The 23,002-nt window shown below is 65.3% G+C and carries 20 protein-coding genes; 4 read left to right on the top strand and 16 right to left on the bottom strand.

The window, feature by feature from the left end:
- Positions 1 to 23: 23 nt before the first annotated feature.
- The 4 genes from IEV83_RS16080 to IEV83_RS16065 form a co-directional block, all read right to left on the bottom strand.
- A complete protein-coding gene (locus tag IEV83_RS16080) occupies positions 24 to 905 on the bottom strand; it encodes a F0F1 ATP synthase subunit gamma (RefSeq protein ID WP_181761613.1) in 882 nt (293 codons plus the stop codon).
- A 35-nt stretch (positions 906 to 940) separates the two neighbouring features.
- The gene (gene atpA, locus IEV83_RS16075) at positions 941 to 2,470 is read right to left on the bottom strand and encodes a F0F1 ATP synthase subunit alpha (protein WP_181761612.1); all 1,530 of its coding nucleotides are present in this window, start codon (positions 2,468 to 2,470) and stop codon (positions 941 to 943) included.
- Complete coding sequence (locus IEV83_RS16070) at positions 2,470 to 3,030, bottom strand: F0F1 ATP synthase subunit delta (RefSeq protein ID WP_209003204.1); 561 nt, start codon at positions 3,028 to 3,030, stop codon at positions 2,470 to 2,472. Before IEV83_RS16070 ends, atpA begins: the two co-directional genes overlap by 1 nt.
- 260 nt (positions 3,031 to 3,290) lie before the next feature.
- Positions 3,291 to 5,492 carry a primosomal protein N' gene (locus IEV83_RS16065; protein WP_181761684.1) on the bottom strand — a complete coding sequence of 734 codons (2,202 nt, stop codon included), beginning with the start codon at positions 5,490 to 5,492 and terminating at the stop codon, positions 3,291 to 3,293.
- Positions 5,493 to 5,824: 332 nt separating this feature from the next.
- Between IEV83_RS16065 and fsa the strand changes: the two genes are divergently transcribed.
- The 3 genes from fsa to IEV83_RS16050 all read left to right on the top strand — a co-directional run bounded on the left by fsa (position 5,825) and on the right by IEV83_RS16050 (position 7,961).
- Positions 5,825 to 6,478, top strand: coding sequence for a fructose-6-phosphate aldolase (gene fsa / locus IEV83_RS16060; protein ID WP_181761611.1), 654 nt, complete (start codon positions 5,825 to 5,827; stop codon positions 6,476 to 6,478).
- A 74-nt stretch (positions 6,479 to 6,552) separates the two neighbouring features.
- Positions 6,553 to 7,521: a tyrosine recombinase XerC gene (locus IEV83_RS16055; protein ID WP_188478614.1), complete on the top strand. Its 969-nt coding sequence runs from the start codon at positions 6,553 to 6,555 to the stop codon at positions 7,519 to 7,521.
- 38 nt (positions 7,522 to 7,559) lie between these two features.
- Entirely contained in the window at positions 7,560 to 7,961 is a 402-nt protein-coding gene (locus IEV83_RS16050) for a hypothetical protein (RefSeq protein ID WP_181761188.1), read from the top strand.
- A 68-nt stretch (positions 7,962 to 8,029) separates the two neighbouring features.
- Here the strand turns inward: IEV83_RS16050 and lpdA are convergent, their stop codons facing one another.
- The 10 genes from lpdA to IEV83_RS16000 form a co-directional block, all read right to left on the bottom strand.
- On the bottom strand, positions 8,030 to 9,454 hold the full coding sequence (gene lpdA, locus IEV83_RS16045; protein WP_181761189.1) for a dihydrolipoyl dehydrogenase: 1,425 nt from the start codon (positions 9,452 to 9,454) through the stop codon (positions 8,030 to 8,032).
- A gap of 63 nt (positions 9,455 to 9,517) precedes the next feature.
- Positions 9,518 to 10,132 carry a LysE family translocator gene (locus IEV83_RS16040; protein ID WP_181761190.1) on the bottom strand — a complete coding sequence of 205 codons (615 nt, stop codon included), beginning with the start codon at positions 10,130 to 10,132 and terminating at the stop codon, positions 9,518 to 9,520.
- A 126-nt stretch (positions 10,133 to 10,258) separates the two neighbouring features.
- Positions 10,259 to 11,773, bottom strand: a complete 1,515-nt coding sequence (gene odhB, locus IEV83_RS16035) for a 2-oxoglutarate dehydrogenase complex dihydrolipoyllysine-residue succinyltransferase (protein ID WP_181761191.1) — start codon at positions 11,771 to 11,773, stop codon at positions 10,259 to 10,261.
- Positions 11,774 to 11,842: 69 nt separating this feature from the next.
- Positions 11,843 to 14,827 carry a 2-oxoglutarate dehydrogenase E1 component gene (locus IEV83_RS16030; protein WP_181761192.1) on the bottom strand — a complete coding sequence of 995 codons (2,985 nt, stop codon included), beginning with the start codon at positions 14,825 to 14,827 and terminating at the stop codon, positions 11,843 to 11,845.
- A gap of 212 nt (positions 14,828 to 15,039) precedes the next feature.
- On the bottom strand, positions 15,040 to 15,948 hold the full coding sequence (gene sucD, locus IEV83_RS16025) for a succinate--CoA ligase subunit alpha (RefSeq protein ID WP_181761193.1): 909 nt from the start codon (positions 15,946 to 15,948) through the stop codon (positions 15,040 to 15,042).
- Positions 15,948 to 17,147, bottom strand: a complete 1,200-nt coding sequence (gene sucC, locus IEV83_RS16020; RefSeq protein WP_181761194.1) for an ADP-forming succinate--CoA ligase subunit beta — start codon at positions 17,145 to 17,147, stop codon at positions 15,948 to 15,950. The genes sucD and sucC overlap by 1 nt, the downstream gene beginning before the upstream one ends.
- 78 nt (positions 17,148 to 17,225) lie before the next feature.
- Positions 17,226 to 18,188: a malate dehydrogenase gene (mdh, locus tag IEV83_RS16015; protein WP_181761195.1), complete on the bottom strand. Its 963-nt coding sequence runs from the start codon at positions 18,186 to 18,188 to the stop codon at positions 17,226 to 17,228.
- A gap of 436 nt (positions 18,189 to 18,624) precedes the next feature.
- The gene (gene zapE, locus IEV83_RS16010) at positions 18,625 to 19,806 is read right to left on the bottom strand and encodes a cell division protein ZapE (protein WP_181761196.1); all 1,182 of its coding nucleotides are present in this window, start codon (positions 19,804 to 19,806) and stop codon (positions 18,625 to 18,627) included.
- 193 nt (positions 19,807 to 19,999) lie between these two features.
- Entirely contained in the window at positions 20,000 to 20,410 is a 411-nt protein-coding gene (locus IEV83_RS16005) for a carboxymuconolactone decarboxylase family protein (protein WP_181761197.1), read from the bottom strand.
- 174 nt (positions 20,411 to 20,584) lie between these two features.
- A complete protein-coding gene (locus tag IEV83_RS16000) occupies positions 20,585 to 21,130 on the bottom strand; it encodes an AprI/Inh family metalloprotease inhibitor (protein ID WP_181761198.1) in 546 nt (181 codons plus the stop codon).
- Between the two features lie 235 nt (positions 21,131 to 21,365).
- Between IEV83_RS16000 and IEV83_RS15995 the strand changes: the two genes are divergently transcribed.
- On the top strand, positions 21,366 to 21,941 hold the full coding sequence (locus IEV83_RS15995) for a GNAT family N-acetyltransferase (RefSeq protein WP_181761199.1): 576 nt from the start codon (positions 21,366 to 21,368) through the stop codon (positions 21,939 to 21,941).
- 26 nt (positions 21,942 to 21,967) lie between these two features.
- Here the strand turns inward: IEV83_RS15995 and IEV83_RS15990 are convergent, their stop codons facing one another.
- Both IEV83_RS15990 and IEV83_RS15985 read right to left on the bottom strand, forming a co-directional pair.
- A complete protein-coding gene (locus IEV83_RS15990) occupies positions 21,968 to 22,423 on the bottom strand; it encodes an arsenate-mycothiol transferase ArsC (RefSeq protein WP_181761200.1) in 456 nt (151 codons plus the stop codon).
- Between the two features lie 130 nt (positions 22,424 to 22,553).
- Positions 22,554 to 22,910: a carboxymuconolactone decarboxylase family protein gene (locus IEV83_RS15985; RefSeq protein WP_181761201.1), complete on the bottom strand. Its 357-nt coding sequence runs from the start codon at positions 22,908 to 22,910 to the stop codon at positions 22,554 to 22,556.
- Positions 22,911 to 23,002: the final 92 nt, after the last annotated feature.

Genomic DNA, 23,002 nt, shown 5'->3' with positions numbered 1-23,002 from the left:
GTGTTATCCTCGTCTCGATCCGGTCAGAGCGCCTCGGCGCCCGAGATGATTTCGATCAGCTCCTTGGTGATCTGAGCCTGACGCTGGCGGTTGTAGTTCAGCGTCAGCTTGTCGATCATTTCGCCCGCGTTGCGCGTGGCGTTGTCCATGGCGCTCATCCGTGCGCCCTGCTCGGAGGCCGCGTTTTCCAAAAGACTGCGGAAGATCTGCACCGAGATGTTGCGCGGCAGCAATTCGGCGAGGATTTCCCCCTCGTCCGGCTCGTATTCGTAGACCACTCCACGGTCCGCACCGCTCTCGCCCTGGCCCTCGAAGGTGGCCGGGATGAGCTGCTGTGCCGTCGGGATCTGGCTGATCACCGACTGGAACCGGGAGTAGAACACGGTGCAGACGTCAAACTCACCATCGGCGAACATCTGCCGGACCATGGTGCCGATCTCATCGGCATCGTGGAAGGCGACGCGCTTGATGTGGCGCAGCTCGACGGTCTTGACGATATGGGCGCCAAGATCGCGCTTCAGGCTGTCGAAGCCCTTCTTGCCGACGCAGACGATCTTCACCGTCTTGCCAGCAGCGATTAGCGAGCGCGCACGGTCGCGCGCCAGCTTGGCGATCGAGGAGTTGAAGCCGCCGCACAGGCCGCGTTCCGCCGTGGCGACGAGCAGCATATGCACATCGTCACGACCCGTTCCGGCGAGCAGTGCCGGCGCATCCTCGCGTCCCTCGAACGCGGTGGCGAGATTTGCCAGCACGGCTTCCATGCGTTCCGCATAGGGCCGCGCGGCCTCCGCCGCCTCCTGAGCGCGACGCAGCTTCGCCGCGGCCACCATCTGCATGGCCTTGGTGATCTTCTGCGTCGCCTTCACGGAGGCGATCCGGTTTCTTAAGTCCTTCAGGCTCGGCATGGCCGCCCCTTGTTCCAGGTGCCGTCAGTGATGCGTCAGGCGAAGTTCTTGGCAAACGCCTCGACAGCCGCCTTCAGGCGTCCCTCGAGTTCGTCGTCGAGCGCCTTCTTCTCCCAGATCGCATCCAGAAGATCGGCATGTTCGCCACGCAGGTTGAGCAGCAGCCCTTCTTCGAAGGCCTTGACCTGACCGACTTCGATCTGGTCGAGGTAGCCGTTGACGCCGGCGTAGATCACCGCAACCTGTTCCTGCGTCTTCAGCGGCGAGAACTGCGCCTGCTTCAGAAGCTCGGTCAGACGCGCGCCGCGGTTCAGCAGCCGCTGGGTCGTGGCATCGAGATCGGAACCGAACTGGGCAAAGGCCGCCATCTCGCGGTACTGGGCCAGTTCGCCCTTGATCTTGCCGGCAACCTGCTTCATCGCCTTGATCTGCGCCGAGGAGCCCACGCGGGACACGGACAGACCGACGTTCACGGCCGGGCGGACACCCTGGAAGAACAGATCGGTCTCCAGGAAGATCTGACCGTCGGTGATCGAAATCACGTTGGTCGGAATGAACGCCGACACGTCGTTGCCCTGGGTCTCGATGACCGGAAGCGCGGTGAGCGAACCGGAGCCATTGGCCTCGTTCAGCTTGGCCGAACGCTCGAGCAGGCGGGAGTGCAGGTAGAAGACGTCGCCCGGGAAAGCTTCACGTCCGGGCGGACGACGGAGCAGCAGGGACATCTGACGATAGGCCACGGCCTGCTTGGACAGATCGTCATAACCGATCACCGCATGCATGCCGTTGTCGCGGAAGAATTCGCCGATCGCGGTGCCGGAGAACGGCGCCAGGAACTGCAGCGGCGCGGCGTCCGAAGCGGTCGCGGCGACGATCACCGAGTATTCCAGCGCACCGGATTCCTCGAGCTGCTTGACGAACTGCGCGACGGTCGAGCGCTTCTGGCCGACAGCGACGTAGATGCAGTAGAGCTTGGCGCCCTCATCGTCACCCGCATGCAGCGGCTTCTGGTTGAGGAACGTGTCGAGAATGATCGCGGTCTTGCCGGTCTGACGGTCACCGATGACCAGCTCACGCTGGCCGCGGCCGATCGGGATCAGCGCATCGATGGCCTTGAGGCCGGTGGACATGGGCTCATGCACCGACTTGCGCGGCAGGATGCCCGGGGCCTTGACGTCGACGCGGCGCATCTCGGCACCCTCGATCGGACCCTTGCCGTCCAGCGGATTGCCGAGCGGGTCGATGACGCGGCCGAGAAGGCCCTTACCGACCGGCACCTCGACGATGGCGCCGGTCCGCTTGACCGTGTCGCCTTCCTTGATCTCACGGTCGGAACCGAACAGCACGACACCGACGTTGTCGGATTCGAGGTTCAGCGCCATGCCCTTGAGGCCGCCGGGGAACTCGACCATCTCACCAGCCTGAACGTTGTCCAGACCGTAAACACGGGCGATACCGTCACCCACGGAGAGAACCTGACCGACTTCGGTCACTTCGGCATCCTGGCCGAAGTTCTTGATCTGGTCCTTGAGGATGGCGGAGATTTCCGCTGCCCGAATATCCATCAGCCGACCTCTTTCATCGCGAACTTGAGGGAATTGAGTTTTGTCTTGAGCGAAGTATCGATCATCCGGCTCCCGACCTTGACGACCAGGCCGCCAATCAGGGAGGGATCCACCTTCGCCGTGATCGTCACGGACTTGCCGGTCGCCGCGTTGAGCGCTTCCTTCAGCGCCGCAACATGCGCATCGGACAGCTCGCTGGCCGAAACCACGTCCGCCGAAAGCTCACCACGCCGCCGCGCCAGATCGACGCGGAAAGCGGCGATCATCGACGGCACGGCGAACAACCGCCGGTTCTGCGCCGCGAGCTTGAGGAAGTTAGCGGCGAGCCCGCCAATGCCGGCCTTGTCCAGAACCGCCGTCAACGCCTTCAGCTGCGCATCGGCGGTCAGGACGGGGCTGGTGACAAGACGGCTGAGGTCGTCGCTGTCCTGGAGCAGCTTCTCGAAAGCGGTCAGGGCCTTCTCGACGTCTGCCACGGAGCCCTGCTCCTCTGACAGATCGAGCAGTGCCGCCGCGTAGCGGGAAGCCACACCTGAAATGAGAGATACGTTGTCGGTCACAGGGTCCGTGCTCTCTGACGCAGGTTTGCAGCCGAAGCTCTCAGCAATGCTGATTGCAAGGCCTTGGAAAACTGAAACTTTCTTGGATCGGGGAGCAGCCAAAGGCTTTTCGCCCCCGCAAAGCCGCGCTCCGATTAGCACAGGCTTCCGAGCGGCGCAACATAGCCGCATGGCTGATTTCGCGCTCATGCAGCCGGAAATGCCGCCACGCGCCCCGCAAATGCAGCGGACTCAACGGCATTTGCCATTTTCGATCATGGCTAAAGAAAGCTCTGCGGATCGACATCAACCTGGAGGCGCACGCTGCCCCGGGGCTTGGGCGCCTGTTTCAGCCACGCCCGCAACAACCCTTGCAGGTCGGTCGCGCGGGGGGTCATCGCCAGCAACCTGAACCTGTGGCGCCCGCGTACCAGCGCCAGCGCCGCCTCCGCCGGACCGAGCACAGTCAGGGCGGGATCACGCGGCGCACACAGCGCCAGCGCACGCGCATGGGCGGCGGCGGCGGCCTTGTCCTGGCCAGAGATGATCAACGCCGCCATCCGGCCGAAAGGCGGCAGATGTGCTGCCCGGCGGGCGGCGATCTCCGCCCTGTAGAAGGCGGCGCGGTCATCGCGCGCCAACGCCCGGATCACCGGATGCTCGGGCGCGTAGGTCTGCAGCATCCCGTGGCCCTGGCCGCTGATCCGCCCCGCACGCCCCGTCACCTGTGCCAGAAGCTGGAAAGTCCGCTCGGCGGCGCGCGGGTCGCCATTGGCAAGGCCGAGATCCGCGTCGACCACGCCCACCAGCCGCATCAGCGGAAAATTGTGCCCCTTGGCGACCAACTGGGTGCCGACGACAATGTCCGCGCCCCCCTCCTCGATCACCTTCATTTCCCGCTTCATCCGTTCGGCGCCGCCCGGCAGATCGGAGGACAGCACCAGCACCCGGGCATCGGGAAACAGATCGCCGGCCTCCTCGGCAATGCGCTCCACCCCCGGCCCGCAGGGCACCAGCGAGTCCGTGCCGCCGCAAGAAGGGCAGTGATCCGGGCTCGGCTCCACATGGCCGCAGTGATGGCAAGCGAGCTGGCCGCGAAACCTGTGTTCGATCAACCAGGTACTGCAATTGGGGCACTGGAAGCGATGGCCGCAGGAGCGGCACAGGGTGAGCGGTGCATAGCCTCGCCGGTTCAGGAACAAGAGCGACTGGGCCCCGTCGGCCAGCGCCTCGGCGATGGCCCGGCGCAGGGTGGGCGCCAGCCACTGGCCGCGCTCCGGTCCGTCCTGGCGCATGTCGATTGCCACGATCTCCGGCATGTTGGCGCCGAGGGCACGCTCCGGCAACTCCAGCCGCTGATAGCGCCCCGCCTCCGCGTTCACCTGGCTTTCCACCGAGGGGGTGGCCGAGGCGAGAATCACCGGAAAACCGGTGAGATGGCCCCGCACCACCGCCATGTCTCGAGCGTTGTAGGGAACCCGGTCATCCTGCTTGTAGGCGCCGTCATGCTCCTCATCGACGACGATCAGGCCCAGTTCGCGGAACGGCAGGAACAGGGCCGAGCGGGCGCCGACCACCACCCGGACATCGCCCGTGGCAACGCCGCGCCAGACACGAGCACGCTGCTTCGGCGAGATTTCCGAGTGCCATTCGGCGGGCCTGGCAGCGAAACGGCGCTCGAATCGCTCCAGAAACGCGCTGGTCAGGGCAATCTCGGGAATCAGAATTAGCGCCTGCCGCCCGGCGCGCAGCGCGGCGGCGACCGCCTCGAAATAGACCTCCGTCTTGCCCGAGCCGGTCACACCATCGATCAGGAAGGTCTGGAACCCGCCGCTAGCAGCCTTGACAAGCCGGTCGGCGGCCACCTGCTGCGCTGCCGTCAGTGTTGGCGGCGCCCAGTCCGGATCCGGAGCCGGCACCGGCGGGACCGCCGGCATCTGCACCACCTCCAGCACCTCATGGGCGATCAGCCCGTCGATCACCGAAGCGCTGACGCCGGCAGCGTGGGCAAGCCCGCTCTTCGACCAGGCGAAGCCATCCTCCATGGTGTCGAGCACCCGTTTGCGGGCGGCAGTCAGCCGCTCGGGCGGCGGCGCCGCCTCGATCCGCCGTACGCCGGGAACCGGCGCCTCCGGCTCCAGCGCCTCCTCCGACCGCAGCACCATGCGCAGCACCATGCCCGGCGAGGCCAGCGTCCAGTTGGCGACCCAATCGATCAGCGCCCGCAAGGCGTCGTCGAGCGGCGGTGCCTGATCATAGTGATGCAACAGATCCTTCAGCCGCCCGGGTGAGACGGGTGTGGCCACATCCACCGCCCAGACGACGCCGATCACCTCACGCGGCCCAAGCGGCACCCGGACGATCGATCCGAGGCCGGGCGCCATCCCCTCCGGCACCCGGTAGGTATAGGGCTCGGCGACCGCGACCGGCAAAAGCACCCGCACCAGCGGACGGGCCGACCCGCCAAACAGGTCCTGCACCATGGTGCGGGCTTGAGCTTTCGGAAGAGGCGTCTGCGTCATCTGGGTCGCTTGCAAGGGTCCATTGGCGGCGCGGCGGACGCACCTTTAGGGCCCGCCCGCGAATCGGGACGGGCCACAATGTCGCAAATCCGGGGCAAGGACGAGGCGGTTTCGCCCTTTTCGCACGAATCGGGGCTGTCGCCGCTGGCCGTCCTGCGATATGCAGGCAAAAGCCGGCGCCCGAGGGGATGACCGGCCACCCAGACATATCACACCGGCCGCCCGCGGCGGTGCGACCCTGATGCGTCCGGCCGCCAGAGCCCGGACCGTTCAGCCAAGGAGCCAGACACGCCATGAAATTCTTCGTCGACACCGCGGACACAGCGGACATCAAGGAACTGGCCGCGACCGGGCTTCTCGACGGCGTGACCACCAATCCTTCGCTGATCCTCAAGGCCGGCCGGCCGATGACCGAGGTGATTGCCGAGATCTGCGCGCTGGTCGACGGTCCCGTCTCCGCCGAAGTCACCGCCACGGACGCCGAGGCCATGATCGCCGAGGGGCGCAAGCTCGCCGAGATCGCCGACAACATCGCCATCAAGCTGCCCTTGACCCTCGATGGGCTGAAGGCCTGCCGCGTGCTGACGGGCGAAGGCCGGATGGTCAATGTCACCCTGTGCTTTTCCGCCAATCAGGCGCTGCTCGCCGCCAAGGCCGGGGCGACCTTCATCTCGCCGTTCATCGGCCGGCTCGACGACATCAACACCGACGGCATGGATCTGATCCGGGAAATCCGGGTGATCTACGACAATTACGGCTTCGAGACCGAGATTCTAGCCGCCTCGATCCGCTCCGCCAACCACGTCAAGGAATGCGCGCTGGTCGGCGCCGATGTCGCCACGGTGCCGCCGGCGGTGCTGAAGGGCCTCGTCAAGCATCCGCTTACCGACAAGGGGCTGGAGCAGTTCCTCGCCGACTGGGCCAAGACCGGCCAGAGCATCCTCTAAGCGCCCTTTCCCCTGAAAGCGTGGACCGGCGGTGGCACCCGCCGCCGGTCCGTCAGCGTGCTACCATTGTCCGCATGACCGACGATGATTCGCTCCTTGTCTGTGCCCGTGCCGATGTAAATGCGGCAATCGACGACTGGCTCGATCATCTCGGGTCAGAGCGCCGGCTCGCCGACAAGACGCTCATCGCCTACGAGCGGGATGTGCGGCAATTCCTGCGCTTCCTCACCGGTCATCAGGGCGAACCGCCCGCGCTCACCCATCTTGCCGAGCTGCGCCCGGCTGATTTCCGTGCCTTTCTCGCTCGGCGTCGCCAGGGCGGCAGCCAGAGCCGGACCCTCGCTCGCGGCCTTGCCGGCATCCGCTCCTTCCTTGGATTTCTGGAGCGGCGCGGCGACGTCAATGCGGCGGCGGCCGCCGCCGTCCGCCCTCCGCGCCAGCCGCGCTCGCTGCCCAAGCCGGTTGCCGCCAGCGATGCCCTGACCATTGTCGATGCCGATTGCGGCCTGGATACCGCGCCCTGGGTGGCCGCGCGCAACGCAGCCGTCTTCACCCTGCTCTACGGCTGCGGCCTGCGGCTGGGCGAGGCGCTGTCGCTGACCGGTGCCAGCGCACCGCGCAAGGAAAGCCGTTCCTTGCGGATCACCGGCAAGGGTGGGCGCCAGCGGATCGTGCCGCTGCTGCCGATCGTCGGCGAGGCGGTAGAGGCGTATCTCGCCGCCTGCCCGTACACGCCCGCGCCCGATGGGCCGCTGTTTCTCGGCGTGCGCGGCGGGCCCCTCAATCCACGCATCGTTCAATACGCCATGGCCCGGCTCCGCAGCGCCCTGGGATTGCCCGACAGCGCCACCCCGCATGCCCTGCGCCATTCCTTCGCCACCCACCTTCTGGCCGGCGGCGGCGATTTGCGGACCATTCAGGAGCTGCTCGGCCACGCGAGCCTTTCTACCACGCAGATCTACACCGAGGTCGATGCGGCGCGGCTGCTCGATGTCTATGACCGGGCGCATCCGCGCGCCGGTGCCGGCAAACCGGCGAGATGACGATTGACGGAACACGTGAGGGTAGAACAGAATCGCGCATGCGCGTTTCGGCTCTTCCCCTACTCAGCCTGCTGCTGACCACGCCAGCTCTGGCGGATGAGGAGCATTGCCGCATTCCCGAAGCGGGAAGCTGGGTCAATCCGGCGGCGCAAACCCGCCAGATTCGACGGATCGAGGTCACCAGCGCCTGTATCGACGGTGAGGTCATGGCGCGAATGCGTGCCTTTACCCACTGCGCCCCGCGCGACTGCAAATGGGGCTGGACCGAGGCCTCCCGCCGGGCCGATGGGCGGTTGTTCGCGCGTTTCGAAGGCTTTTTCAGTGCCCGCGAAATCGTCATCGTCCGCATGGGCGAGCGCATCGAGGCGCGGGTCACCACCGTCCCACATGACCCTAGGGAGCCGAAAGCCTTTCACCGCGCGATCATGATGCGCGACTGAGAGGATGCAGACACAGGCAAGAAAGGCCCGAGCCGGCAGAAGACCGGCCCGGGAATGTCAGATCAGGCTCAAGCGTGGATCGGCTTGTCGAAGGCGGCCATCGCCGCCTCCTTGACCGCTTCGCTCATGGTCGGATGGGCGTGGCAGGTACGCGCCAGGTCCTCCGAGGAGCCGCCGAATTCCATCAGAACGGCCGCCTCGTGGATCATTTCGCCGGCGCCATGGCCGATGATATGCACCCCGAGAACCTGATCGGTGCTCGCGTCGGCCAGCACCTTGACGAAGCCGTCCGAGTGCCCCATCGCCTTGGCCCGGCCATTGGCCATGAATGCGAACTTGCCGACCTTGTAGTCGACCCCATCCGCCTTGAGCTGCTCCTCGGAGCGGCCGACCTCGGCCACCTCCGGGCTGGTGTAGACCACGCCCGGGATCACGCCGTAGTTCACGTGCCCGGCCTGGCCGGCGAGGATCTCGGCCAACGCGACGCCCTCGTCCTCGGCCTTATGGGCCAGCATCGGACCGGCAATGACATCGCCGATGGCATAGATGCCCGGAACATTGGTCTGGTAGTGCCCGTCGGTCTTCACCCGGCCGCGCTCGTCAAGGGCGACACCGACCGCATCGAGGCCAAGCCCCTCGGTCACCGGACGGCGACCGATCGCCACCAGCACCACATCGGCGTCAAGCGTCTTTGCCTCACCGCCGGCAGCGGGCTCCACCGTGACCTTCAGCGTCTTGCCGGAGGTATCGACCGCCGTCACCCTGGACGACAGGTGGAAGTCCATGCCCTGCTTCTTCAGCATCCGCTGGAAGTTCTTCGACACATCCGCGTCCATCGGGCCGAGGATCTTGTCCATGAACTCCACCACGGTGACCTCGGCGCCAAGACGGCGCCAGACCGAGCCCAGTTCCAGGCCGATGACACCGGCGCCGATCACCACCAGCTTGCCCGGCACCTTCTCCAGCTCCAGCGCGCCGGTGGAGGACACCACGCGCTTTTCGTCGATCTCGATCCCCGGCAGCGACACAACATCGGAGCCGGTGGCGATGACGATGGAGCGGCTTTCAACGGTCTGGGTCGATCCATCGGCAGCGGTCACTTCCACCTGGCCGGCGGCGAGAATGCGACCGGTGCCTTGATAAACGGTGACCTTGTTCTTCTTGAACAGGAAATCGATGCCGGACACGTTGGCGTCGATGGTCTTGTCCTTGTGCGCCATCATCGCCTTCAGGTCGAGCTTCGGCTTGCCGACCTTGATGCCGAAGCCCTCGAAATGATGGCCCGCTTCCTCGAACAGCTCCGAGGTGTGCAGCAGCGCCTTGGAGGGAATGCAGCCGACATTGAGGCAGGTGCCGCCATGGGCGGCGCTGTCGCCGTCACGCACGGTGCGCTTTTCCACCACGGCCACCTTCAGGCCGAGCTGGGCCGCCTTGATGGCGCAGACATATCCACCAGGGCCGGTGCCGATGACGACAAGATCAAACTGTGACATTTCGTTCGCCTTTTCATTCAAGCTTGCTGTCGGCGCCCGGAACACCGGGCGGAGGTCAGGCGGTCAACGGTCGGCCAAAGCGAGCCGCAGGCCGAAGCCGGCGAAGGCAACGGCGACCGTGCGGCGCATAAAGGCCAGCAGCCACGCGGAGCGCGAGAGCCGCGCGCCAACGGCCGCGGCGAAGATGCCGTAGCCGGTGAAAACCACCAAGGTCAGCGCCATGAAGACGCCGCCGAGCCGCAGCATCTCAAGGGTCATCCCGGCGCGCCCTGTGTCCACGAATTGCGGCAGGAAGGCCAGGAAGAACACCGACAGTTTTGGATTGAGAACATTGATCAGCGCGCCGGTGCGCACCACCGCCGCGAGCCCGGGGGCAGCGCCGGCCGCAGCGCCAAGGCGCAGCGGTCCGGTTTCCCGCAAGGTTTGCCAGGCCAGATACAAAAGATAGGCCGCCCCGGCGTATTTCAGCGCCTGAAACAGCAGCGCGCTGGTGTGCAGCAGCGCCGCCAGGCCAAGCACGGAAGCGAGGATCGCGGGCAGAATTCCCAGCGTGCAGCCGAAGGCTGCCGCGATCCCGTGGCGCTGCCCGAAGGCAAGGCCGGTGGCGAGCGTGTAGAGGACGCCGGTGCCCGGTATCAGAACCACGACCAGCGCGGTGATCAGGAATTCCAGCCCCATCGTCCCCTCCGTCGCCGGCAGGTGTCGGGGCTCCTTCAGCGAAAGAAGGCCGCTGAAGGAGCCGCGCCCTTAGCCTCTTGCGCAGGTTCTTTCCCGAAAACCGTACACGCTTCTCGGGAACATGCTTTAGAGATCCAGCACCAGCCGCTGCACGTCTTCCAGGCTCTCCTTGACGCGCACCAGGAAGGTCACCGCTTCCTTGCCGTCGACGATGCGGTGATCGTAGCTGAGCGCCAGATACATCATCGGCCGGGCCACGATCTGGCCGTTGACCACCATCGGACGCTCCTGGATCTTGTGCATGCCCAGGATGCCCGACTGGGGCGCGTTGAGGATCGGCGAGGACATCAGCGAGCCGTAGACACCACCGTTGGAGATGGTGAAAGTGCCGCCGGTCATGTCGGCCATACCGAGCTTACCGTCGCGCGCCTTGCGGCCGAGGTTGCCGATCTCCTGCTCGATCTGGGCGATCGACATCTGATCCGCATCGCGCACCACCGGAACCACCAGGCCCTTGTCGGTGCCCACCGCCACGCCGACGTGGCAGTAGTTCTTGTAGATGATATCGGTGCCGTCGATCTCGGCGTTCACCGCCGGGATTTCCTTCAACGCATGGCAGACCGCCTTGGTGAAGAAACCCATGAAGCCGAGTTTGACGCCGTGCTTCTTCTCGAACAGGTCCTTGTAGGTCTTCCGCAGCTCCATCACCGGGCCCATGTCCACCTCGTTGTAGGTGGTCAGCATGGCCGCCGTGTTCTGGGCGTCCTTGAGCCGGCGGGCGATGGTCTGGCGCAGCTTGGTCATCCGCACCCGCTCTTCGCGGACCTCGTCCTCGGGGAGCGAGGCCGGCCGGGCGGCAACCGGGGCGGCAGCCTGTGCCGGCGCGGTCATGCCGGCGGCAACGGCGGCAATCACGTCGCCCTTCAGCACCTGGCCACGCTTGCCGGAGCCGGCAACCTGATCGGCCGACAAGCCCTTTTCCGCCATCATCTTGGCAGCGGAGGGAGCCGGCGGCATGGACGAACCGGCAGCAGCGGCGGCCGGTGCAGGCGCAGCCGCGGCAGCCGAAGCGGCGGCGGCTGCGCCGGCGCCAACGGCGATGCGGGCCAGCAGCTGGCCCGGGGTCACCGTGTCACCGGTGCTGGCGCTGATTTCCACCACGGTGCCAGCCTGCGGAGCCGGAATTTCCTGGGCCGCCTTGTCGGTCTCCAGCTCCACCAGGGTCTCATCGACCTTGACGCTGTCGCCGACCTTGACGAACCATTCGCCGACCTCGGCCTCGGTGACGCTCTCACCTGCGGAGGGCACGAGCACGTCGATGGTCTCGGCCGCCGGAGCCGCACTCTTCGCCGCCGGCTTGTCGGCCGCAGGGGCCGCGGCCTTGGCCGGCGCCGCGGCACCCGCACCTTCGGCGATCTGCCCCAGAAGGGCGCCAACCTCGACCGTATCCCCTTCCTTGACGAGGATGTCGGAAAGGGTTCCGGAGGCGGGAGCGGGGACTTCCACGGTCACCTTGTCGGTTTCCAGCTCGACAATCGGCTCATCCGCGTTGACCGCGTCACCCGGCTTCTTGAACCACTGGGCGATGGTCGCCTCGGTAACGGATTCGCCCAGAGTGGGAACTCGAATTTCGGTCGCCATGATCATTTCTCTTTCATCGGACAGCGGCGCGGGACGCGCCCGGCCGCGCTAATCTGTGAACCGCTCCACCTATTCGGCGAAGGCCTCGTCGAGGAACGCCTGAAGCTGGGCGAGATGCTTGGACATGAGCCCGGTCGCCGTGGCCGCCGAGGCGGCGCGGCCGACGTAGCGCGGCCGCTGATGCTTGGCATCGATCTGCGCCAGCACCCACTCCACATAGGACTGGATGAAGAACCAGGCCCCCATGTTCTTCGGCTCTTCCTGGCACCAGACGATCTCCGCATCCTTGAAGCGGGCCAGCTCGGTCACCAGCGCCTTGGTCGGGAACGGGTAGAGCTGTTCCACACGCAGCAGGTAAACGTCGGTGATGCCGCGCTTCTCCCGCTCTTCCAGCAGGTCGTAGTAGACCTTGCCCGAACACAGGATCACCCGCCGGATCTTCGCGTCCTCAACCAGCCGGATGCCGGCCTCCGGATCCATCTGCGCATCGTCCCACAGCAGGCGATGGAAGGTCGATCCGTTGGTGAACTCGTCGATCTTGCTGACCGCGCGCTTGTGGCGCAGCAGCGACTTCGGCGTCATCAGGATCAGCGGCTTGCGGAAGTCCCGCTTCATCTGCCGCCGCAGGATGTGGAAGTAGTTGGCCGGCGTCGTGCAGTTCGCCACCTGCATGTTGTCTTCCGCGCAGATCTGCAGGAAGCGCTCCAGGCGGGCGGAGGAATGCTCCGGTCCCTGCCCCTCGTAGCCATGCGGCAGCAGGCAGACCAGACCGGACATGCGCAGCCACTTGCGCTCGCCGGAGGAGATGAACTGGTCGAACACCACCTGGGCGCCGTTGGCGAAGTCACCGAACTGAGCTTCCCAGAGGGTCAACGCATTCGGCTCGGTCAGCGTATAGCCGTATTCGAAGCCGAGCACCGCCTCCTCGGAGAGCATCGAGTTGATGACCTCGTAGCGGGCCTGGCCCTCGCGCAGGTGGTTGAGCGGAATGAACCGGGTCTCATCCTCCTGATCGTAGAGCACCGAATGGCGCTGGGAGAAGGTGCCGCGCTCGCAGTCCTGACCGGACAGGCGCACCGCGTGGCCGTCCAGCAGCAAGCCACCGAACGCCATCGCCTCGGCCGTGGCCCAGTCGATGCCCTTGCCGCTTTCGAACATCTTCTTGCGGTTGTCGAGGAAGCGGCGGATCGTGCGGTGGGCGTTAAAGCCCTCCGGCACCTGGGTCAGCGCCTTGCCGATGGTCTTGATGGCATCCTCGGAAATGCAGGTCTGCCCCCGGCGCGGATCGTCGAGATCCTTGGCCTGCTTCATGCCGGCCCATTTGCCGTCGAGCCAGTCGGCCTTGTTCGGCTTGTAGCCGTTGCCCGCCTCGAACTCGGCGTCGAGCTGGGCACGCACTTCCGCGCGCATGGCCTCGACTTCCTCGGCGCTCAGGACCCCGTCCTTGACCAACCGCTCGGCGTAGATCTGCAGCGTGGTCGGGTGCTTGCGGATCTGCCGGTACATGATCGGCTGGGTGAATGCCGGCTCGTCGGATTCGTTATGGCCGAACCGCCGGTAGCAGATCATGTCGATGACCACCGGCTTGCCGAACATCTGCCGGAACTCGGTGGCGATCTTCGCCGCGTAAACGACTGATTCGGGATCGTCGCCGTTGCAGTGGAAGATCGGCGCCTCGATCATCTTCGCCACATCGGACGGATATGGCGAGGAGCGCGAGAAACGCGGATTGGTGGTGAAGCCGATCTGGTTGTTGATGATCACATGGATCGAACCGCCGGTGCGGTGGCCACGCAGCGCCGACAGGCCGAAGCACTCGGCGACCACACCCTGACCGGCGAAGGCCGCATCGCCGTGCAGCAACAGCGGCAGCACCTTGGAGCGGTCCACGTCGGTGGTCTCGACCCATTTGCCGTCCACCGCCGACAATTGATCCTGCTTCGCCCGCGCCTTGCCCAGCACCACCGGATCGACGATCTCAAGGTGCGAAGGGTTGGCCGTCAGCGACAGGTGGACGTTGTTGTCGTCGAAGGAGCGGTCGGAGGATGCACCGAGGTGGTACTTCACATCGCCGGAGCCTTCCACGTCATCGGGGGTGAAGGACCCGCCCTTGAACTCGTGGAAGATCGCGCGCAGCGGCTTGCCCATCACCTGGGCCAGCACGTTGAGCCGGCCGCGGTGGGCCATGCCCAGCACGATTTCCTTCACGCCGAGCGCGCCGCCGCGCTTGATGATCTGCTCCAGCGCCGGCAGCAGCGCCTCGCCGCCATCCAGGCCGAAGCGCTTGGTTCCGGTGTATTTGACGTCCAGGAACTTCTCGAAGCCCTCGGCCTCGACCAGCTTGTTGAGGATCGCCCGCTTGCCCTCGGCGGTGAAGGAGACCTGCTTGTCCGGCCCCTCGATGCGCTCCTGGATCCAGGCCTTCTCGGCCGGATTGGAGATATGCATGAACTCCACGCCAAGGGTGGAGCAATAGGTGCGCTTGAGGATCTCGAGCATCTCGCGGATGGTCGCGAACTCAAGGCCCAGCATGTAGTCGATGAAGATCGGCCGGTCCCAGTCCGCCTCGGCGAAGCCGTAGGTGGAGGGGTGCAACTCCTCGTGGCTCTCCGGCTCCTTGAGGTTCAGCGGGTCGAGGTCCGCATGCAGATGGCCGCGCATGCGATAGGCGCGGATCATCATCAGCGCGCGCACCGAATCGCGCGTCTGCTGCTGCACATCGGCCTCGGTGATCACCTCACCGCGTGCCTTCGCCTTGTCCTTGATCTTGTCGCCGAGCGCCTTTTCCACCGGCGCCCAGTTGCCATCGAAGGCGTTGACCAGGTCCCCGTTGGCGGCGACCGGCCAGTCGGCGCGCTTCCAGGACGCGCCGCGCGCCTCCTTCAGCACATCCGCCTTTTCGTCGGCAAGGTTGGAAAAGAATGCCCGCCACGTCTCGTCGAGGGATCCGGGATCCTCCTTGTAGCGCGCATAAAGATCTTCGATGTAAGCCGCGTTGCCACCGTACAAGAACGACGTCATCGCGAAGGCATTGTTCACGTCTTGCCGAGCCATCTCCACAGCGAGGTTTTGCCCCGCCCGCCTATTTGAGGGGAGCCCTTTCACGCAGCGCCCCAGAGAACGGATATGGAATAGACCCGCGCGGGGCGTGTCCCGCGCAGGTCTCCTTCAATCGGTACACGGGAAATTCCCCGTGGGGAAGCACCCGTGCCCGCATATGCTCCCGCGATCACGGTTAAAATGCGGTGATCGCGAAAATCTTTTCCTCAGCCCTTGAGAACCTCAAGCAGCGTCTCGCCAAGCTTCGCCGGAGACGGGGAGACGCGGATGCCCGCCTCTTCCATCGCCGCGATCTTGTCTTCCGCGCCGCCCTTGCCGCCGGAGATCACCGCGCCGGCGTGGCCCATGGTGCGGCCCGGAGGCGCCGTGCGACCGGCAATGAACCCGGCCATCGGCTTCTTGCGGCCCTTCTTGGCCTCGTCCTTGAGGAACTGGGCGGCCTCTTCCTCGGCCGAACCGCCGATCTCGCCGATCATGATGATCGACTGGGTCTCGTCGTCGGCGAGGAACATCTCCAAAACGTCGATGAACTCGGTGCCCTTGACCGGATCGCCGCCGATGCCCACCGCCGTGGTCTGGCCAAGGCCGGCATTGGTGGTCTGGAACACCGCCTCATAGGTCAGCGTGCCCGAACGCGAGACGACGCCGACCGAGCCCTTCTTGAAGATCGAGCCCGGCATGATGCCGATCTTGCACTCTTCCGGGGTCAGGATGCCCGGGCAGTTCGGACCGAGCAGACGCGAGTTCGACTTCTCGAGCCGCGCCTTGACCTTGACCATGTCGGCCACCGGGATACCCTCGGTGATGCAAACGATGAACGGCACTTCCGCATCGATCGCCTCGATGATCGCGGCCCCGGCGCCTGCCGGCGGCACGTAGATCACGGAGGCATCGGCGCCGGTCGCGTCCCGGGCTTCGCCAACGGAGGCGAAGATCGGCAGCTCCGCCGCGCTTTCCATGCCGGACGACCAGGTTTCGCCGCCCTTCTTGGGATGCACGCCGGCAACCATCTTGGTGCCGTAGTATTCCAGAGCCTGTTCGGTGTGGAACGTACCGGTCTTGCCGGTCAGGCCCTGAACGATAACCTTGGTGTCTTTATTGACGAGGATGGACATCAGGCGGCCTCCTTCACGGCCTTGACGATCTTCTGGGCGGCATCGTCGAGATCATCCGCCGCGATGACGTTCAGTCCGCTTTCGTTGATGATCTTCTTGCCGAGCTCGACGTTGGTGCCTTCCAGGCGCACGACCAGCGGCACCTGCAACCCGACGTCCTTCACCGCAGCGACCACGCCCTCGGCGATAACGTCGCAGCGCATGATGCCGCCGAAGATGTTGACGAGAATGCCCTTCACGTTCGGATCGGAGGTGATGATCTTGAACGCGGCCGTGACCTTCTCCTTGGAGGCGCCGCCACCGACATCGAGGAAGTTCGCCGGCTCTGCGCCGTAGAGCTTGATGATGTCCATGGTCGCCATGGCAAGGCCGGCGCCATTGACCATGCAGCCGATGTCGCCGTCGAGCGCCACATAGGCAAGGTCGTGCTTGGACGCCTCGATTTCCTTGGCGTCTTCCTCGGTCTCGTCGCGCAGGGCCATGATGTCGTCATGACGGAATAGGGCGTTGCCGTCGAAGGACACCTTGGCGTCGAGCACCCGGAGCCGGCCGTCCTTCATGACGATCAGCGGGTTGACCTCAAGCAGGCTCATGTCCTTCTCGATGAAGGCGGTGTACAGCACCGGGAACAGCTTCATGCCGTCCTCGCGGGCCGCGCCGGTCAGCTCCAGCGCGTCGCACAGCTTGGCCGCATCCGCCTCGGTGACACCGGTGCTCGGGTCGATCGGCAGATTGTGGATCTTCTCCGGGGTTTCCTCGGCAACGGCCTCGATGTCCATGCCGCCCTCGGTGGAGACCACGAAGGCCACCCGGCCGCAGGTGCGGTCGACGAGAATGGAGAGATAAAGCTCACGCTCGATGTCCGCGCCGTCCTCGATGTAAAGGCGGTTGACGACCTTGCCGGCCGGGCCGGTCTGTTTAGTCACCAGCGTGTTGCCGAGCATCTCGGCGGCATGGGCCTTGACCTCGTCGAGCGAGAAGGCAAGGCGCACGCCGCCCTTGGCGTCCGGGCCCAGTTCCTTGAACTTGCCCTTGCCGCGGCCGCCGGCGTGGATCTGCGACTTGACGACCCAGAGCGGACCCGGCAGCGCCTTGGCCGCTGCTTCCGCCTCGTCGGCGGTGAAAATGGCAACGCCTTCGGCGACCGGCGCGCCATAGGCCTTCAGGACCTGCTTGGCCTGGTATTCATGAATGTTCATGCGTCTATCCCCCCGTTGGGTTGGAGACTGTTCGCGTCATACGAAACGGGAGGCCGTTCGGCCTCCCGGTCAAATCCCTCAGGCCAGGGCCGGCTGGATCTTGCGGCAGGCTTCAACGAGGCCGTCGACCGAGGCCACCGACTTGTCGAACATCGCCTTCTCGTCGCCGTTCATCTCGATCTCGATGACCCGCTCGACACCATCGGCGCCGATCACGACCGGCACACCGACATAGGTGTCGCTGAGGCCATACTGGCCGGACAGATGCGCCGCGCAAGGCATCACGCGCTTCTTGTCCTTCAGGTAGCTCTCGGCCATGGCAATGGCGGAAGAGGCCGGTGCGTAGAAGGCCGAACCGGTCTTCAAAAGGCCGACGATCTCGGCACCGCCGTCACGGGTGCGCTGGACGATCTCTTCCAGACGCTCGGCCGTGCACCAGCCCATCTTGACCAGATCGGTCAGCGGAATGCCGGCAACAGTGGAGTAGCGGGTCAGCGGCACCATGGTGTCGCCGTGGCCGCCAAGCACGAAGGCGGTAACGTCCTCGACCGAGACGTTGAACTCCTCGGCCAGGAAATAGCGGAAGCGGGCGCTGTCGAGCACGCCGGCCATGCCGACCACCTTGTTCGCCGGCAGGCCGGAGAACTTCTGCAGGGCCCAGACCATCGCGTCGAGCGGGTTGGTGATGCAGATGACGAAGGCATCCGGGGCGTTGGCCTTGATGCCGGCGCCGACCTGTTCCATCACCTTCAGATTGATTTCGAGCAGGTCGTCGCGGCTCATGCCGGGCTTGCGCGGCACACCGGCGGTGACGATCACCACATCCGCACCGGCAATCGCCTCGTAGGAGTTGGCGCCGGAGAGCGCCGCGTCGAAGCCGTCGACGGGGGAGGATTCTGCAAGGTCAAGCGCCTTGCCCTGGGGGGTTCCTTCGGCGATGTCGAAGAGAACGATGTCGCCAAGTTCCTTGAGGCCGGCGAGGTGGGCGAGCGTGCCGCCGATCTGTCCCGCGCCGATCAGAGCGATCTTGTTCCGAGCCATATCCTATTGCTTCCCTTTACGTAAAATGGAGCATCGGCCGTTCGTGACGGTCGGGCATGGCACTAACCTCTTTGCGCCCGAGGCGCAAGCTAATCGAAGGATTAGGCCGCAAACCCGTAAAATGGGCTGCAAATGGCGTTCAACCGGCGATGAGCTGCCAGAAAAGACGCGAAGAGCGGGCGTGCCGCTCGGTTGAGCGGGTTGACGCAGCAGATCGAAGCCGGTTGAGCGTCCCCGCACAAACGAGCAAGAGGCTGAGGCAAAGCGAGGATATGATGAATTTGGCCCGCCTGCAGCGTTGCAAAGCCTTGAAAACCGGACGGTTTCCTGCAGCTTTTCGCCTCGCATCCGAACAAATTCATTCATACCATTGCAGTCAATTTTACGCGATTGCGGCCCCGCCTTGCCGCCTCACCTTTCGTGGCACGTAACGGGTCTATCCCGCCGGGTCCTGCAACCATTCGCGCGAGCGCATCTCGATCAGACGCGAGACCGTGCGCTCGAACTCGAAGCATTCCGTGCCGGTTCGCGCGATATAAAGGCCGTCCGGCTCGGTCGCCGCCGACAGCACCAGCTTGTTGCGGTTGTTGTAGAGCGTGTCGATCAGGTTGATGAAGCGCTTGGCCGCATTGCGCTGTGGCAGATCCATCACCGGCACGCCTTCCAGCACGATGGTGTGATAGGACAAGGCAATGCGCTGGAAGTCGGCGGCGCCAAGCGGCTGCTCACACAGTTCCGCGAAGGTAAAGCGGGCGACGCCCGCCGCCGTCCGGGTGACCGGGATCCGGCGCCCCTTGGCCTCCAGCTCCTCCGAATGGGCGGGCAGACCGTGGGTCAGCTTGCGCCAGAGCTCCTCCAGCCCGGCCTCCACCTCCGGCCCAAGCGGGGTCAGGTAGAGCGGCGCCCCGGCCAGCTTCTCCATCCGGTAGTCGGTGCGCGCATCGAGACAGAGCACATCCACCCGGGTTTTCAAGAGCGCCACGAACCCGAGGAAATGGCCGCGATTGAGACCGTCGCGATAAAGATCGTCCGGATCGACGTTGGAGGTGGCGACCATCACCACGCCGAGTTCGAACAGGCGGGTGAACAGGCGGCCGAGAATCATCGCGTCGGCGATGTCCGTCACCGTGAATTCGTCAAAGCACAGCAGGCGGGTTTCCTCGGCGATCGCCGCGGCCACCGGCGGGATCGGATCATCGCCGGAAATTTCCCCATCGCGAATCTGCGCCCGCACCGCATGGACCCGCTCGTGCACATCGGCCATGAACTCATGGAAATGAACCCGGCGCTTCTTGCGCGGCACGGCAATGTCAAAGAACAGGTCCATCAACATGGTCTTGCCACGGCCGACCTTGCCCCAGACATAAAGCCCGCGCACCGGCGCCTTCGCCGCGCCGCGCCGGCCGAACAGCCAGCCGAGGGCGCTTTTCTTCGAGGCCGGACCGGTTTCCGCCAGCACCTCGTTCAGCGCATCGAGGGCGTGCACCACCTTGTCCTGGGCCGAATCATGCTCGATTTCGCCAGCGGCGATCAGCGCGCCGTAGCGGCCGGCCACCGTGTGGGCGACCGGGATCGCCTCACTGCGCTGCGATTCGGAACGGCGCTGCAGCTCATCCATGGGCCAGGGTCCAGACAAGGGTCGGCACGGCGCGGACAGCGCTGCACGATTTGCGGATGGAAGAAGAGGTCACGATGTCTCCCCGCAAGAGGTGTTTTGCCGCTGATAGCCAATCCGGCCCCCGGCATGCAACACCCGGTCTCCAGAAAGCGCCCCAGAAAGGCTCCCCGCAGACCTCCGTCCGGGCAAAAGGTCAGTCGGTTTTCGGGTCGGGAAGAAAGGCCTCGTCCACCGGCACCTGCAGGCCGGTGGCGAGCCTGTTGGTCTCGCTCGCCATGCCGACCACCGCCAGCAACTCGCCGAGCTGCGCCTCGCTCATGCCCTTGGCCCGAGCCGCCGCCGTATGCGAGCGAATGCAATACTCGCAACCATTGGCGATCGACACCGCCACATAGAGCATTTCCTTGACCTGCGGATCGAGCGCGCCCGGGGCCATCACCTGCTTCAGGCTGTCCCAGGTGCGCGCCAGCAAAGCCGGATCACTGGCGAGCACGCGCCAGAAATTGTTGATGAAATCGGTCTTGCGGACCGCCTTGATGTCGGCGAACACCGCAGCCGCCCGCGGCGACAGCTCCTCATCCTTCAACACCGGCCAGATCGACATGGCTCTCCCCCCTCGTGGCGGCGGAACACGCCCTTGGAGAAACAACGCACCCCACCGGGGGCGGAACGCCCCGAGCGGAGCGCTGTTTTCCCGACAGCGCCCACCTTCTCCGTCGTGCCGCGATCTTGTGACGGAGAACCGGCGCTCCCTCGCCGGCCCCCGCCTCGATCTGCGTCAGCGGTAGACTGAAATCGGCGCGCCGGTCGAGGCCCGCCCGTTGAAGCTCTCGGCGCTGGTGGCGTAGAGCTGGGCAACCGTCGCCCCGGTGTCGTCCTTCAGGATCACCTGCTTGCCCTGAAGATCCCAGGCGGAAATCTTCTGCATTGCCGGCGAGGTACAGCCGCGCGAGTTGGCACGGTAGCCGCCGCTCCAGGTGGTCAGCGTCATGAACAGTTTGCAATTGTCCGACCCGGAGGCCAGCGACCAGCCGCCCAGCATGTCACTGCGGCCGATCTCCCGCGCGCCAGCCGGTGCGGTGGTGGACAAGGGCGCGCCGCCGGCAACTTGCGTGCCGCTGCCGTCCGGCATGGTTCCATCGAGAGGCGCACCCATCTGGCCCTGCTGCACCGGGTCCAGCGGCTCCAGTGGCTGGCTGCTGACCGGCGGGGTTGGGGTCGCCGGCAGGGCCGCCGGCCGGTTGCCGCCATAGCCCAATCGCTGACAGCCGGCGAGAGCCAGGGCCAGACAGAGTGTGGCGGTCACGGGCGCGGTACGGATCATCTCGTTCACTTCCTTGTTTCTTCGGCCTTGTTTCCTCGGCCCGGCGGCCGGCATCCTAGCGCAGGCGGCTCCCCGCTGCCCATGCCGATCCTTGTCGTTTTTTGGTAACCAAAGGGTTGATAGCGGCCAATGCAAGGCAGGTGGCCTTGAAAAGGCCGTAGTGAGCGGCAATCTTGTGCCCCATGGTCTGGGGAGACCCAAGAAGCGGCGCGCCCGAACAACAAGGAGCGCAGAGATGCCGCGCAACGCCGACACCACCCAGCACACCGGATATTACCGAAAACTTACATTCGCCGATCAAGCGCAGTTTCGCGATCATCTGCTGCGGTTGACGCCCGAAGGGCGTCGGTCCCGCTTCGCCATGCCGGCGAGCGATGCCTTCCTGCGCTGCTATGCCCAGACCAGCTTCACGCTGGAAACGCTGATCCACGGCTATTTCGTGGACGGATACCTGCGCGCGGTCGCCGAGCTGCGGATGTTTCCCGATGGCACCACCGCCGAAGCGGCGTTTTCTGTCGAAGCCGACTGGCAGCAGACCGGCGTCGGCACCCGGCTGATGGAGCTGACCCTGATCGCCGCGCGCAATCGCGGTTGCCGTCACATCTACATGAACTGCCTTGCCACCAATCGGGCAATGCAGCAGCTGGCGCGCAAGTTCACCTCCGATCTTTCGTTCGAGATGGGAGATATCGTTGGCCGCATCGCGCCACGTGCCTATTCGCCGTTCAGCCTGATTCGCGAGCAGATCGCAGATGTCTTCGGATTTCTCGGCGCGCTGGCGGACCGGCCGGGCCTGCAGGCCCGACGTTGATCCGATCGGCAAGCACGCGGTATTCATCATGCGGAGATGCGCCAGCCATCCGCTTCGCCCAACCAGGTGTCATGAGCCCGATTGATCGCCCGGCGGACGCTGCGGAACGCTTCGCGCACCGCTTCGGATCCCGTTGCCTTGCCCGCCGAAGGCCCCGCCGCGAAGGGCCATTCGAAGGTGCGCGTGCGCGGTGACCAGGCCCGCCGGGTGCGCTCAACGACGCCCGGTGCCAGGCTGATGACCACATCCGGGGCCGGTGCGTGCGGCAGCAGGAACAGCTCCCAGGGCTTGGGCTCCAGCCCGGCGGCGGGAATGCCATGTTCGGACAGGATGCGCCCGACGCCGGGCGCAAGGCGCGGCGCCGGATCGAGGCCTGCGGAAAAGGCCCGTATCGCGCCATTGTCCAAGGCATTCAGATAGGCCTCGGCCAATGGGCTCAGCACCGAATTGTCATCGCAAAGAAAGAGAACCGTCTTCGCCATCGTCACATTCCGTCATTCAAATCGAATCGTCCCCGCCCGTGACAGGGGGTTTACGCCGATTGAAAAACGTCAGTGTGACGAAACCGGAGAGTGTATCTGGCTTTGTCGCGACAATATCGTGGCAACGGGCTCAGCCCTTGTCGCCCTCGGTGAAACTGTCATAGGCCGCAAGGGCTTCGGCGCCGTAAATCATCGACGGGCCGCCGCCCATGTAGACCGCCACGCCGATCGCTTCCATGATCTCTTCCCGGCTCGCGCCATATTTCGCCGCCGCCCGGGCGTGGTAGGCAAGACAGCCATCGCAGCGCACGGTAATGCCGATCGCCAGCGCGATCAGTTCCTTGGTGCGCGAATCAAGCGCGCCCGCGCCAATCGCCGAACGAGCGATCTCGTGAAAGCCCTTGGCAACCCCTGGGATGCCGCCGCGCAGCTCTCCCATCCGCGCATCGGTTTGCGTGATGAAGGCCTGCCAGTCGCTCACAGCCATAATCCAGTCTCCTTGACATGTCGCGCGATGATCTCGCGGGTGATGGGTCGTCGGGCCGGCCTCTGCATCGCTCGGCCGACCGGTCCGGACAG

It is taken from the genome of Stappia taiwanensis (assembly GCF_014635285.1).
Classification (GTDB): Bacteria; Pseudomonadota; Alphaproteobacteria; order Rhizobiales; family Stappiaceae; genus Stappia; species Stappia taiwanensis.
Note: the sequence above shows the minus strand (reverse complement) of the source record. Positions and strands in the feature narration are given on the sequence as shown.

What these genes read in the sequence shown, in the direction of transcription:
- IEV83_RS16080 (WP_181761613.1), bottom strand. Translation starts at nt 905, where the DNA reads ATGCCGAGCCTGAAGGACTTAAGAAACCGGATCGCCTCCGTGAAGGCG.
- atpA (WP_181761612.1), bottom strand. Translation starts at nt 2,470, where the DNA reads ATGGATATTCGGGCAGCGGAAATCTCCGCCATCCTCAAGGACCAGATC.
- IEV83_RS16065 (WP_181761684.1), bottom strand. Translation starts at nt 5,492, where the DNA reads ATGGTGCAGGACCTGTTTGGCGGGTCGGCCCGTCCGCTGGTGCGGGTG.
- fsa (WP_181761611.1), top strand. Translation starts at nt 5,825, where the DNA reads ATGAAATTCTTCGTCGACACCGCGGACACAGCGGACATCAAGGAACTG.
- IEV83_RS16055 (WP_188478614.1), top strand. Translation starts at nt 6,553, where the DNA reads ATGACCGACGATGATTCGCTCCTTGTCTGTGCCCGTGCCGATGTAAAT.
- IEV83_RS16050 (WP_181761188.1), top strand. Translation starts at nt 7,560, where the DNA reads ATGCGCGTTTCGGCTCTTCCCCTACTCAGCCTGCTGCTGACCACGCCA.
- lpdA (WP_181761189.1), bottom strand. Translation starts at nt 9,454, where the DNA reads ATGTCACAGTTTGATCTTGTCGTCATCGGCACCGGCCCTGGTGGATAT.
- IEV83_RS16040 (WP_181761190.1), bottom strand. Translation starts at nt 10,132, where the DNA reads ATGGGGCTGGAATTCCTGATCACCGCGCTGGTCGTGGTTCTGATACCG.
- odhB (WP_181761191.1), bottom strand. Translation starts at nt 11,773, where the DNA reads ATGGCGACCGAAATTCGAGTTCCCACTCTGGGCGAATCCGTTACCGAG.
- IEV83_RS16030 (WP_181761192.1), bottom strand. Translation starts at nt 14,827, where the DNA reads ATGGCTCGGCAAGACGTGAACAATGCCTTCGCGATGACGTCGTTCTTG.
- sucD (WP_181761193.1), bottom strand. Translation starts at nt 15,948, where the DNA reads ATGTCCATCCTCGTCAATAAAGACACCAAGGTTATCGTTCAGGGCCTG.
- sucC (WP_181761194.1), bottom strand. Translation starts at nt 17,147, where the DNA reads ATGAACATTCATGAATACCAGGCCAAGCAGGTCCTGAAGGCCTATGGC.
- mdh (WP_181761195.1), bottom strand. Translation starts at nt 18,188, where the DNA reads ATGGCTCGGAACAAGATCGCTCTGATCGGCGCGGGACAGATCGGCGGC.
- zapE (WP_181761196.1), bottom strand. Translation starts at nt 19,806, where the DNA reads ATGGATGAGCTGCAGCGCCGTTCCGAATCGCAGCGCAGTGAGGCGATC.
- IEV83_RS16005 (WP_181761197.1), bottom strand. Translation starts at nt 20,410, where the DNA reads ATGTCGATCTGGCCGGTGTTGAAGGATGAGGAGCTGTCGCCGCGGGCG.
- IEV83_RS16000 (WP_181761198.1), bottom strand. Translation starts at nt 21,130, where the DNA reads ATGATCCGTACCGCGCCCGTGACCGCCACACTCTGTCTGGCCCTGGCT.
- IEV83_RS15995 (WP_181761199.1), top strand. Translation starts at nt 21,366, where the DNA reads ATGCCGCGCAACGCCGACACCACCCAGCACACCGGATATTACCGAAAA.
- IEV83_RS15990 (WP_181761200.1), bottom strand. Translation starts at nt 22,423, where the DNA reads ATGGCGAAGACGGTTCTCTTTCTTTGCGATGACAATTCGGTGCTGAGC.
- IEV83_RS15985 (WP_181761201.1), bottom strand. Translation starts at nt 22,910, where the DNA reads ATGGCTGTGAGCGACTGGCAGGCCTTCATCACGCAAACCGATGCGCGG.